Origin of the sequence: Roseiarcus sp., from assembly GCF_049514155.1 — a bacterium.
In the GTDB taxonomy this organism is placed as follows: domain Bacteria; phylum Pseudomonadota; class Alphaproteobacteria; order Rhizobiales; family Beijerinckiaceae; genus Roseiarcus.
Window position 1 is genome coordinate 23,258 of sequence record NZ_JBEKVH010000012.1, and the last position, 11,720, is coordinate 34,977.

The window sequence follows — 11,720 nt, forward strand, 5'->3', positions numbered from 1 at the left end:
GCTAGTCGCCGTCGGCGGCGAGCATGCGCTCGATCACCGCTTCGAGCGCAGCGGTGGCGTGCGCCAGGGTCTTGGCCGCTTCGGAATTGGCCGCCTCCAGGGCGCGATTGCGGCTGAGCGCGCTGTCGAGCTCGACCGCGAGCTGGTCGCGATCGTCCTGCATCAGCGCCAGCTCCTCATCGGAGTCGCCGCGCTTGGCGTCGCGCCGCACGCGACGCTCGACCGCCGCCTCAAGCAGATCGACCGCCGCCCGCATCCGCTTCAACGACGGCTCGAAAGGACCGAGGGCCATTGGACTCCATCCCTTAGAGCCCAACGTTTACGCGACGCATGAAGCGCGCGTCAACGCGTCAATGCTGCAATTGACAGGAGAATGCAGCCACGCCTATCAACGCGGCGCAATGAAGCGCGGCCGACGCGCCGCGCCTTTTCCTCGGAGAAAGCATGACGGCTCAGGTCTCTCACGACGCGATGGCGAACGCGATCCGCTTCCTGTCGGTCGACGCGGTCGAGAAGGCCAAAAGCGGTCATCCCGGCCTGCCCATGGGCGCGGCGGACTTCGCCACGGTGCTGTTCCGCGACGTCCTCAAGTTCGACGCCGCCGACCCGAAATGGCCCGACCGCGACCGCTTCGTACTGTCGGCCGGCCACGGCTCGATGCTGCTCTATTCCTTGCTCTATTTGACCGGCGTTGGCGGCCGCGACGGCCTGACGATCGCCGACCTGCAGGCGTTCCGCCAGGTCGGCTCCAAGACCCCCGGCCACCCGGAATACGGCCATACGCTCGGGGTCGAGACGACGACCGGTCCGCTGGGCCAGGGGCTCGCGACGGCGGTCGGCATGGCGCTCGCCGAGCGGATGCTGGCGGCCGAATTCGGCGAAGTGGTCGACCACCACACCTACGTGCTCGCCTCGGACGGCGACCTGATGGAGGGCGTCAGCCAGGAAGCGATCGCCATCGCCGGCCATCTCAGGCTCGCCAAGCTGATCGTGCTTTACGACGACAACGGCATATCGATCGACGGCAAGACCTCGCTCTCCGACTCGGTTGACCAGCTCGTGCGCTTCCGCGCCGCCGGCTGGCGGTCGCTGCGCATCGACGGCCACGACCCGCAGGCGATTCTCAAGGCGATCAAGGCCGCTAAGCGAGCTGACAAGCCGACGCTGATCGCCTGCCGCACGACGATCGGCTTCGGTCTCCCCACCAAGGCCGGCACCAACAAAGCCCACGGCGAGGCGCCCGGCGCGGCCGAGATCGCCGGCGCGCGCGCCGCGCTGAAGTGGCCCTATGACCCGTTCGTCGTGCCCGACGACGTGCTCGCCGCCTGGCGCGACGTCGGCGCGCGCGGCAAGGGCAAGCGCGCCCGCTGGCGTCGGGCGCTGGCCGCGCTCCCGCCGGAGCGGCGCGCCGAGTTCGAGCGACGTATACGCGGCGATCTGCCGCCCGCTTTCGATGCAGCGGTCGACGCCTACAAGCGCCAACTCGCCGCCGACGCGCCGGAGATGGCGACGCGCAAGTCGGGCGAGGCTGCGCTCAAAGTCCTTGCACCCGCCATTCCGGAGCTCATCACCGGCTCGGCCGATCTCACCGGCTCCAACAACACCAAAGTGCCGGCGACGCCCGAGATTTCTGCTGGCGACATGTCCGGCCGCTACGTCCATTGGGGCATCCGCGAGCATGGCATGGCGGCGGCTTGCAACGGCATGGCGCTACACGGCGGCTTCATCCCGTCGGGCGCGACCTTCTTGGTCTTCACCGACTACGCCCGGCCGTCGCTGCGCCTGGCGGCGCTGATGGGGGCGCATGTCGTCCATGTCTTCACCCACGATTCGATCGGCCTGGGCGAAGACGGGCCAACGCATCAGCCTGTCGAGCATCTTGCCGCGCTGCGCGCGATCCCGAACCTGCTGCTGTGGCGGCCGGCCGACGCGGTCGAGACCGTCGAATGCTGGCAGGCGGCGCTGGCGGCGTCGCGCTCGCCCTCGATCCTTGCGTTGACGCGACAGAACCTGCCGGCCCTGCGCAAGGTTCATGTCGCGGAGAACCTCTGCGCGCTCGGCGCATACGAAATCGCTGCGGCGCCGGAGAAGGCGGCGGTGTCGATCTTCGCCTCGGGTTCGGAGGTGTCGATCGCGATCGCCGCCCAGAAGCTGCTGGCCGAAAAGAACGTCGCCGCGCGCGTCGTCTCGGTGCCGTGCTTTGACCGGTTCTTCGAGCAGAGCGAGAGTTACCGCAAGCAGGTGATCGGCGACGCGCGGGTCAAAGTCGGCGTCGAGGCGGCGGTGCGGCAGGGGTGGGACGCGCTGATCGGCGACGGTCCATTCGTCGGCATGACGACATTCGGCGCCAGCGGGCCGTACAAACAACTTTACGAGCTCTTTGGCATAACTGCCGCGAAAGTGGCTGAAGCGGCGCTCGCTCGGCTCGGCGCCTGACGAGAAATGCGGCAAAAAGACACGCGTTTCTGGATTTGGATCAATCCGCGGGCGCCGACTCGCTGCTAATCGACGCCCTCGCCGCTCTTTGAGAGCGGCGAGGTCGGGCGTGCGAGGACGCTGAGAAAGCGCTGTGCGCACTAGACTTTAGACTGAGGATCGTCGAAAAGGCGCGCTGTTTGCGCTTCGCCCCGGCGTGTGTCGAGGGCCCTGAGACCAACTGGAGGTAACAAGATGGCGGTAAAGGTTGCGATCAACGGGTTCGGACGCATCGGGCGACTGGTGCTGCGCGCCATCGCCGAGTCCGGCCGCAAAGACATTGACGTGGTGTCGATCAACGATCTCGGCCCGGTCGAGACCAACGCCCATCTGCTGCGCTACGACAGCGTGCACGGCCGCTTCCCCCACGAAGTGGGCGTCGACGGCGACTCGCTCGTCGTCAACGGCCACAAGATCAAAGTGACGGCGATCAAGGATCCGACCCAGCTGCCGCACAAGGCGCTCGGCGTCGACATCGCGATGGAGTGCACCGGCATCTTCACCACGCGCGACAAGGCCGCGATGCACCTGACCGCCGGCGCCAAGCGCGTGATCATCTCCGCGCCGTCGGAAGGCGCCGACCTCACGGTCGTCTATGGCGTCAATCACAGCAAGCTGACGAAGGATCATCTCGTCATCTCCAACGCCTCGTGCACGACCAACTGTCTGGCGCCGGTGGTGAAGGTGCTCAACGACGCGATCGGCGTCGACCACGGCTTCATGACGACGATCCACTCCTACACCGGCGATCAGCCGACGCTTGACACGCTGCACAAGGACCTTTACCGGGCTCGCGCCGCGGCGTTGTCGATGATCCCGACCACGACCGGCGCCGCCAAGGCGGTCGGTCTGGTTCTGCCCGAGCTCAAGGGCAAGCTCGACGGTTCGGCGATCCGCGTGCCGACGCCGAACGTCTCGGTCGTCGACCTCAAGTTCGTCGCCAAGCGCGCCACGTCCAAGGAAGAGATCAACGCCGCGATCAAGGCGGCGGCGGACGGCCCGCTCAAGGGCATCCTCGGCTACACCGAACGTCCCAATGTCTCCATCGACTTCAACCATGACAGCCGCTCGTCGGTCTTCCATATGGACCAAACCAAGGTGATCGAGGGCACGTTCGTGCGCATTCTGTCGTGGTACGACAACGAGTGGGGCTTCTCGAACCGCATGGGCGACACCGCCGTCGCGCTCGCCAAGCTGATCTAACCAATAGTGCGGAGCCGGCGGCTTCGCCGGCTCCGTCGACGTCAACAGTGGCTTTTGTCGCGCCGCTTAGCCATGGAGCTTGGCGATGTCCGCCTTCCGCACTCTCGATTCCGCCGACGTCAAAGGAAAGCGCGTCCTGTTACGCGTCGACCTCAACGTTCCTATTGAAAACGGGCGGGTGACCGATCTCACCCGCATCGAGCGCGTCGCGCCGACGATTCTCGAGATCGCCGACAAGGGCGGCAAAGTCATTCTTATGGCCCATCTGGGCCGTCCCAAGGGCAAGCCTGATCCGGCGTTCACCCTCAAGCCCGTCGCCGCGGCGGTGGCGGGTGTGGTCAAACGGCCGGTCGCCTTCGCCTCCGATTGCATCGGCGAACCGGCCGCCAAGGCGATTGCGGCGATGAAGAACGGCGACATTCTCTGCCTCGAGAACACCCGCTTCTACAAGGCGGAAGAAAAGAACGAGCCGGAGTTCGTCGCTGAGCTCGCCAAGCTGGGCGACATCTACGTCAACGACGCCTTCTCCGCCGCCCATCGCGCCCATGCCTCCACCGAGGGCCTCGCCCACCACATGCCGGCCTACGCCGGCCGGGCGATGCAGAAGGAGCTCGACGCGCTGACGCTGGCGCTGAGCTCGCCGATCCGCCCGCTGGCGGCAGTCGTCGGTGGCGCGAAGGTCTCCGGCAAGCTCGAGCTGCTCGGCAATCTGGTCAAGAAGGTCGACATCCTGATCATCGGCGGCGGCATGGCCAACACGTTCCTGTTTGCCCAGGGCAAGGCGGTCGGCGCGTCGCTGTGCGAGAAGGATCTCGCCGGCACGGCGCGGGAAATCCTCGCCGCCGCCAAGGCGGCGAACTGCAAGATTCTGCTGCCGGTCGACGCCAATGTCGCCAAGGAGCTCAAGGCGCAAGCGCCGGCGCGCTTCGTCGACGTCGATCACGTCGGCGACGACGAAATGATCCTCGACATCGGGCCGAAGTCGATCCTCGCCGTCGAGGACGCCCTCAAGAGCGCGAAGACCCTGGTGTGGAACGGTCCATTTGGCGCCTTCGAGACGCCGCCGTTCGACGCGGCGACGATGCAGATCGCCAAGACCGCCGCTTTCTTGACCATCGACAACAAGCTTAAGTCCGTTGCGGGTGGCGGCGACACGGTGGCGGCGCTCAACGCGGCGGGCGTCGCCGATCAATTCACCTACGTCTCGACCGCCGGCGGCGCCTTCCTCGAGTGGATGGAAGGCAAAGCGCTGCCTGGCGTCGAAGCTTTGCGCGCGAAATAAGGTCTGGAAGGAAGCACAAATGTCCCGTATCACACTTCGTCAATTGCTGGATCACGCCGCCGAACACGGCTACGGCGTGCCGGCATTCAACATCAACAACATGGAGCAGGCGCTGGCGATCGGCGAGGCGGCGAACGCCCTCGAAGCGCCGGTCATCATCCAAGCCTCGCGCGGCGCGCGCTCTTACGCCAACGACATCATGCTCCGGCATATGATGGACGCGCTGACCGAAATGTATCCGCAGGTTCCGATCTGCGTGCACCTCGACCACGGCAACGGCCCGGCGACGTGCGTCACGGCGATCCAGGCCAACTTCACCTCGGTGATGATGGACGGCTCGCTCAAGTCCGACGGCAAAACGCCGGCCGACTGGGCCTATAATGTCGGCGTCACCAAGACGGTCGCCGACATCGCCCATCTCGGCGGGGTGTCGGTCGAGGGAGAACTCGGCGTGCTCGGCTCGCTGGAGACCGGCACGGGCGACAAAGAGGATGGCCACGGCGCCGAAGGCAAGCTCAGCCACGACCAGCTGCTCACCAACCCAGACGAAGCGGTGAAGTTCGTGCGCGAGACCAAGGTCGACGCGCTCGCCATCGCGATGGGCACCTCGCACGGCGCCTACAAGTTTTCGCGCAAGCCGACCGGCGACATCCTCGCGATGACCGTGATCGAGCAAATCAACAAGAAGCTGCCGAACACCCACCTCGTCATGCACGGCTCGTCGTCGGTGCCGCAGGATTTGCAGGACATCATCAACAAGTTCGGCGGCAAGATGCCGCAGACCTACGGCGTGCCGATCGAAGAGATCCAGCGCGGCATCAAGCACGGCGTGCGTAAGGTCAACATCGACACCGACAACCGCATGGCGATCACCGGCCAGATCCGCCGCGTGTTCCAGGAGCATCCGGAAGAGTTCGACCCGCGCAAGTACCTGAAGCCGGCCGAAGACGCGATGATCAAGATCTGCAAGCTGCGCTTCGAGCAGTTCGGCACGGCTGGACAGGCGCCGAAGATCAAGAAGGTCCTTTCGCTCTCCGAGATGGCCAAGCGTTACGCGAGCGGCGAGCTCGACCCCAAGTTCGCTTGAGGGAGGCGCGGCCTCTCTTCCTCAATTGAGGGGAGAGGCCGCGACGTTTTGCCTTCTAGCCTCGGCTCAGGCGTCGCGTTTCGACGCCTGGCCGGCGTAGACGATCAGGCCGGCGCCGATGAGCGCGCCGAACGCGCCGACCGCAATCGCGTCGAGCGCGTCGAAGAGCGCATCGGCGTCAGGACCGCTGGGCAAGCGGAAATAGATAAGACAGCCGACGACGACGAAGGCGACGCCGCCGAGCAGCGCGAGTGCGCCGGCGAGTCTCAGCGCCAATTTCACGACTTTTGCGTTCCTCTGATGCGTTGCCGACGTCGCCAGAATAGGCCGCCGCGTGAAGGCCGCGGTGCGGCCCGATGTCGCGCAAAGTCGCGAGGTGGCCACGCTATCCGCCGTCATTGCAATGACGGGAAGGAGAGCCGGATCAGGGCGCCGGGATGAATTCGTCGCGATCGTCGGGCGGAAGGTCGAACAGGCCTTTGCCCCAATCGGCCTTGCGCCATTCCTCTTTGGCCGCCTCGATCCGCTCGCGGCTCGAGGCGACGAAGTTCCACCAGATGTAGCGCGGGCCGCCGAGCGTCGCGCCGCCGAGCAGCAGCAGGCGCGCGCCAGCTTCGCCCGCGCCGATCGTGATCGGATCGCCGGGACGGAAGACCAGCATGCGGCCCGCTTCGAACGTCTGGCCGGCGACCGTCGCCGCGCCTTCGACGATGTAGAGCCCGCGGTCCTCGTGATCGTCCGGCAGGGGCAGGCGCGCGCCTGCGTCGAGCACGGCGTCGACATAGAACGTGTCCGAGAACACGCTGGCGGGCGCGCGCTCGCCATAGGCGTTTCCGAGGATCACCCTCAGCCGCGCGCCGTCGGCTTCGAGCGTCGGCAGCGCCGCCTTGGCGTGGTGTTCGAAGCTCGGCGCGGCGTCCTCCTGCGCCTCGGGTAAGGCGACCCAGGTCTGAACGCCAAACAAGCTGTGCGGGCCGCGGCGCGTCTCGGCGCTGGTGCGCTCGGAATGGGTGACGCCGCGTCCGGCGACCATCCAGTTCAGCGCGCCCGGACGAATGATCTGGTTTGAGCCGAGGCTGTCGCGGTGCTGGAATTCGCCGCGATAGAGGTAGGTCACGGTCGCCAGGCCGATGTGGGGATGCGGCCGTACGTCGACGCCCTGCCCGGTGACGAATTCGGCCGGGCCCGCCTGGTCGAAGAAGATGAACGGCCCGACCATCTGCCGCTTCGGCGCGGGCAGGGCCCGCCGCACCTCGAAATTGCCGATGTCGCGGGCGCGCGGCACGATCAGGGTCTCGATCGCGTCGGCGCCGACGGCGTCGGGGCATCTCGGTTCGAGAGAAGGGTTCCAACTCATGCGCGTCTCCGGCCTCCGTCCCATTCCATATGGGCAAGGCGCCGTCGCGCGCAAAGCCGAGAAAGCGCGAGTCGGACGGCGTCGAGGTCGAGGACGCGACGTCCGCTCAGCCCTTTCGCGCCAGCAATGCGGCGGCGATCGTCGCCCATTCCTCGACGAGCGGCGCGCGGCTCGCCGGCTTGCTGGCGCGGCGGTACCAGTAGCCGGCGTTGCCGGCGTCGCCCTCTTTGCGGTGGAGATAGGCATGAACCCAATCGCCGGCGCCGCCCTCGTCGGCCTGCGCCAACTCATGCGCACGGTCCCAGTCGCCCTTGGCCTCCCACCACAGCGCCTGCAGCGCCTGACCCAGGCCCTCAGGCGGCGCGGCGACGGCGAGCGAAGCGCGAAAGGCTGCGAGATCCATGGCCGGCTCCCGGCGAAGCGGCGACCAAGGTCGCGCGCTTGCGCCGCCAGCCTTCCCCACCTGGGCGCGATTGTCCAGGCGCGGCGAGCGGACGGCGTCGGCGACGCCGAGGGGAGAGAATCCGACGCTTGATCCGAGGCTCCGCTCGTCGACCAGTTTGCAGGAGGCGGTCAAACGTCGCCGACAGGCGTAGGTGTTCCTCAGTAGACCTGTGCGGTTGGCCTGAAGAGGATCTCGTTGATGTCGACGTTCTCCGGCTGGCTCATGGCGAAGACGACCGCACGGGCGAAGGAGTCGGCGGGAATCGCGTTCTCGTAGGTCTTGCGCATCCCCTCGGCGACCACCGGATCGGTGACGGTGTGAGTCAACTCGGTTGCGACCGCGCCCGGCGAGATGATGGTGGTGCGGATGTTGTAGGGCTTCACCTCCTGCCTCAGCCCTTCGGAGAGTGCGCGGACCGCGTGTTTGGTCGCGGCGTAAACCGCCCCGCCGGGGCCGACCTTGTGGCCGGCGACCGAGGACACGTTGATGATGTGGCCGCTCTTCTGAGCGATCATGTGGGGCAGGGCGGCGGCGACGCCGTAGAGCACGCCCTTGATGTTCACGTCGATCATGCGATCCCACTCGTCGACGTGAAGGCGTTCGAGGCGCGAACTCGGCATGAGGCCGGCGTTGTTGATGATCACGTCGATGCGGCCGTGCGATTGCACCGCGCGATCGACTAGGCGTTTGACCTGATCGCGCACGGTCACGTCGGTTTGGACGACGGCGTCGGGCCCAAGCGAAAGTTCCTTCGCCAGCGCCTGCAGCCGGTCGATGCGCCGCGCGCCCAGCACGAGCTTGGCGCCGTTCTTGGCGAGAAGCCGGGCGGCAGCCTCGCCAAGCCCGCTGCTCGCGCCGGTGATGACGACGACTTTGTTTTCGATGCCTAGCGTCATTGTTTTTCCCTTTCACAGATCGGAGTGCGGCTCGGCGCGGCCGGCGTACTGAGCATCCGTGACATGCTCCATCCAGTCGACCGCTTTGCCGTCGAGAGACTCCTGGATGGCGATATGGGTCATGGCGGTCGTCGGCGAGGCGCCGTGCCAGTGCTTCTCGCCGGGCGCGAACCAGACGACGTCGCCGGGACGGATTTGCTCGATCGGGCCGCCCTCCCGCTGCGCAAGACCGAAGCCGGCGGTGACGATCAGCGTCTGGCCGAGCGGATGGGTGTGCCAGGCGGTCCGTGCGCTTGGCTCGAAGGTGACGCAGGCCCCGCCGACGCGGGCCGGGGCGGGGGCGCTGAACAGGGGATCGATTCGAACCGTCCCGGTGAACCAGTCCGAAGGTCCTTTGCCGGACGGCCGCGAGCCGCCTCGCTTGATTTCCATGGTCGAAATCCTTTCAGCCTCCAGGAGACGCCCTTGACGACCCAAACATAGGCTAGAAGCATTGCCGCGATTAGACGCTATATCGAGATAGCGGCCATATTGGAGATTCATCAATGCGACGCGAGGAGCTAGGCGATCTGACGGCCTTTCTCACCGTCGCCGAGGAACGGAGTTTTACGCGCGCGGCGGCTCGGCTAGGAACTTCGCAGTCAGCGCTGAGTTATACGGTCCGGCGGTTGGAGGCGAGGCTCGGCATGCGTCTGCTGACCCGCACCACCCGCAGCGTCTCGGCCACTGAAGCGGGCGAACGTCTGCTCGGCGCGCTCGGCCCGGCGATCAGCGACATCGAGGCCGTGCTCACGGCCTTGAACGAATTTCGGGACAAGCCGGCGGGAAGCTTCCGGATCACGGCGGGCCAGCACGCGATCGATACGATCCTCTGGCCCGTCCTGTCGAAGCTGCTCAAGGACTACCCCGACATCAAGGTCGAGCTGAACGCGGAATCCGCCCTGACCGATATCGTTGCGGAGCGTTTCGACGCCGGCGTGCGCCTCGGCGAGCAGGTGGAGAAGGACATGATCGCGGTCCGCATAGCGCCCGACGCCCGCATGATCGTCGCCGCCGCGCCGTCGTGTTTCGAGACCCCTGCCCGACCTGTGACGCCGCGGGAGCTGACCCATTACCCCTGCATCAACCTGCGCCTGCTGACTTACGGCGGCTTCTACGCTTGGGAGTTCGCCAAAGACGGCGAGGAGGTCAGGGTTCGCGTCGACGGACAACTCGCCTTCAACGGCGTCCCCCAGATCCTGGCCGCGGCGCTGGACGGCTACGGCCTGGCCTACCTGCCGGAGGACGTTTGCACGAAGCCCATCGCCGAGGGGCGGCTCGTCCAAGTTCTCGATGATTGGTGCCCGCGGTTCCCCGGCTATCGCCTCTATTATCCGAGCCGTCGTCAGCCTAGCCCCGCCTTCACGCTGATACTGGACGCGCTTCGCTACCGGTCGTAGAGCGCCAACGGCGTGAATGGGATAAAACGATGGACGAGCAAAGCGCGCTGGTGCTGTTCTCCGGCGGACAGGATTCGACGACGTGTCTGGCCTGGGCGCTCGACCGTTTTGAGCGCGTCGAGACGGTCGGCTTCGACTATCGCCAGCGCAACCGCGTCGAACTCGAAGCGCGCCCCAAGCTGCGCGCGGCGATCGCGGCGGCGTTTCCGCATTGGCGGCGCAGGCTTGGCGAGGACCATGTCCTCGACCTCGCCGCGCTCGCCGAAATTTCCGACAGCGCAATGACGCGCGACGTCGCCATCGCCGCACGCGCCGACGGCCTGCCCAACACCTTCGTGCCCGGCCGCAATCTGGTGTTTCTCACCTTCGCTGCGGCGCTCGCCTATCGTCGCGGCGCCCGGCGGCTGGTCGCCGGCATGTGCGAGACCGACTATTCGGGCTATCCCGACTGCCGCGACGACGCGATCAAGGCGATGCAGGTCGCGCTCAACCTCGGCATGGCGACGCGGCTCGTGGTCGAGACGCCGCTGATGTGGATCGACAAGGCGGCGACGTGGCGGCTTGCGCGCGATCTCGGCGGCGAAACGCTGGTCGACATCGTGCGCGAAGTGACTCACACCTGCTACGAAGGCGATCGCAGCCGCCGCCACGAATGGGGGTTTGGCTGCGGCCATTGTCCCGCCTGCGCGTTGCGCGCCGCCGGCTACGCGGCGTTCCGCGCCGCCGGGTGAAGCGCGCGCGCCTCACTCAGGCGCCAGCGCCCAGCTCGCCGAGACGGTTTCGGTCAGGGTGATCAGCCCGGGCTCGATCGGCGGCGGTTTCGCCGCGCCGCCGCCCACAGGGCCGCGCGCCAACTCCATGAGCGGTCGGAACGCCGGCTGCGTCGCGTCGGCGCGGATCGCTTGCAACGGCCCGAGCTTCATCGCCGCGCCGCGCGCGTAAAGCTCGGCGCGATGGGCGGCGTTCTCGACCGCTTTGGCGCGCAGCGCGTCCTCGCGCGCCTCGCGGTCGGCGACGTCAAAGCTGAGGCCCTGGTAATCGGCGCCATTCTGCACCGCTTGGGCGATCAGCGCGCCGGCCTTGTCGAGCGGCTGCACCCGCACGGCGATGCGGTTGATCGCCTGATAGGCGGAAACGGCGCGCGTCTGGCCCTGGCTGTCCCATACCGGGTAGAGCGACAGGCCGACGGTCGCGATGTCCTGGGCCGCGATTCCGGCGCTCTTCAGTCCAGCGACCACCGCCTCGGCGCGGCGCGCGTTCTCGTTGGAAGCTTCGGCGACGGTCGGCTTCTCGACTTCTATTGAAAGGCTGATCGTCGCGACGTCGGGCTTGGCGTCCTCGCTCGCCTGGCCGACGACGGCGACGGTCGGCGGCGCGCCCGCGGCCACGGGTGCGCGCTCCTCGGCGGCGGCAGTGGCCGCGACGAAGACGAGGGCGGCGGCGAGCGGGACGGGGACGGCGTTCATTGGTTTCCTCCCGCGCCGGAGCGAGACCGGAGTCGGCTTACGCAGCGGCGGCGCGGCCCGCGGCGCGCGA

The 11,720-nt window shown here is 67.1% G+C and carries 13 protein-coding genes; 6 read left to right on the forward strand and 7 right to left on the reverse strand.

What is annotated here, in order from left to right; all coding sequences use genetic code 11:
- Window position 1: 1 nt before the first annotated feature.
- Entirely contained in the window at window positions 2-292 is a 291-nt protein-coding gene (locus ABSF49_RS03085) for a DUF4164 family protein (protein WP_424111163.1), read from the reverse strand.
- Between the two features lie 152 nt (window positions 293-444).
- On the opposite strand from ABSF49_RS03085, the gene tkt reads away from it, so the two are divergent.
- From tkt to fba, 4 genes are all read left to right on the forward strand, one after another.
- Entirely contained in the window at window positions 445-2,436 is a 1,992-nt protein-coding gene (gene tkt / locus ABSF49_RS03090; RefSeq protein ID WP_424111164.1) for a transketolase, read from the forward strand.
- Window positions 2,437-2,670: 234 nt separating this feature from the next.
- Entirely contained in the window at window positions 2,671-3,678 is a 1,008-nt protein-coding gene (gene gap / locus ABSF49_RS03095; RefSeq protein WP_424111165.1) for a type I glyceraldehyde-3-phosphate dehydrogenase, read from the forward strand.
- An 85-nt stretch (window positions 3,679-3,763) separates the two neighbouring features.
- Window positions 3,764-4,960 carry a phosphoglycerate kinase gene (locus tag ABSF49_RS03100; protein ID WP_424111166.1) on the forward strand — a complete coding sequence of 399 codons (1,197 nt, stop codon included), beginning with the start codon at window positions 3,764-3,766 and terminating at the stop codon, window positions 4,958-4,960.
- A gap of 19 nt (window positions 4,961-4,979) precedes the next feature.
- Window positions 4,980-6,047, forward strand: a complete 1,068-nt coding sequence (gene fba / locus ABSF49_RS03105) for a class II fructose-bisphosphate aldolase (protein WP_424111167.1) — start codon at window positions 4,980-4,982, stop codon at window positions 6,045-6,047.
- Window positions 6,048-6,113: 66 nt separating this feature from the next.
- Here the strand turns inward: fba and ABSF49_RS03110 are convergent, their stop codons facing one another.
- The 5 genes from ABSF49_RS03110 to ABSF49_RS03130 form a co-directional block, all read right to left on the reverse strand.
- Complete coding sequence (locus ABSF49_RS03110; RefSeq protein WP_424111168.1) at window positions 6,114-6,329, reverse strand: hypothetical protein; 216 nt, start codon at window positions 6,327-6,329, stop codon at window positions 6,114-6,116.
- 142 nt (window positions 6,330-6,471) lie between these two features.
- Window positions 6,472-7,404, reverse strand: coding sequence for a pirin family protein (locus ABSF49_RS03115; RefSeq protein WP_424111169.1), 933 nt, complete (start codon window positions 7,402-7,404; stop codon window positions 6,472-6,474).
- A gap of 106 nt (window positions 7,405-7,510) precedes the next feature.
- The gene (locus ABSF49_RS03120; protein ID WP_424111170.1) at window positions 7,511-7,807 is read right to left on the reverse strand and encodes a hypothetical protein; all 297 of its coding nucleotides are present in this window, start codon (window positions 7,805-7,807) and stop codon (window positions 7,511-7,513) included.
- Window positions 7,808-8,007: 200 nt separating this feature from the next.
- Window positions 8,008-8,745, reverse strand: coding sequence for an SDR family oxidoreductase (locus tag ABSF49_RS03125; protein WP_424111171.1), 738 nt, complete (start codon window positions 8,743-8,745; stop codon window positions 8,008-8,010).
- A 12-nt stretch (window positions 8,746-8,757) separates the two neighbouring features.
- The gene (locus ABSF49_RS03130; RefSeq protein WP_424111172.1) at window positions 8,758-9,177 is read right to left on the reverse strand and encodes a (R)-mandelonitrile lyase; all 420 of its coding nucleotides are present in this window, start codon (window positions 9,175-9,177) and stop codon (window positions 8,758-8,760) included.
- 113 nt (window positions 9,178-9,290) lie between these two features.
- On the opposite strand from ABSF49_RS03130, the gene ABSF49_RS03135 reads away from it, so the two are divergent.
- Both ABSF49_RS03135 and queC read left to right on the forward strand, forming a co-directional pair.
- Window positions 9,291-10,184, forward strand: a complete 894-nt coding sequence (locus ABSF49_RS03135; RefSeq protein WP_424111173.1) for a LysR family transcriptional regulator — start codon at window positions 9,291-9,293, stop codon at window positions 10,182-10,184.
- A 29-nt stretch (window positions 10,185-10,213) separates the two neighbouring features.
- On the forward strand, window positions 10,214-10,915 hold the full coding sequence (gene queC, locus ABSF49_RS03140) for a 7-cyano-7-deazaguanine synthase QueC (protein WP_424111174.1): 702 nt from the start codon (window positions 10,214-10,216) through the stop codon (window positions 10,913-10,915).
- Window positions 10,916-10,927: 12 nt separating this feature from the next.
- Here queC and ABSF49_RS03145 read toward each other — a convergent pair whose 3' ends face one another.
- Complete coding sequence (locus ABSF49_RS03145) at window positions 10,928-11,650, reverse strand: SIMPL domain-containing protein (RefSeq protein ID WP_424111175.1); 723 nt, start codon at window positions 11,648-11,650, stop codon at window positions 10,928-10,930.
- Window positions 11,651-11,720 lie beyond the last annotated feature (70 nt).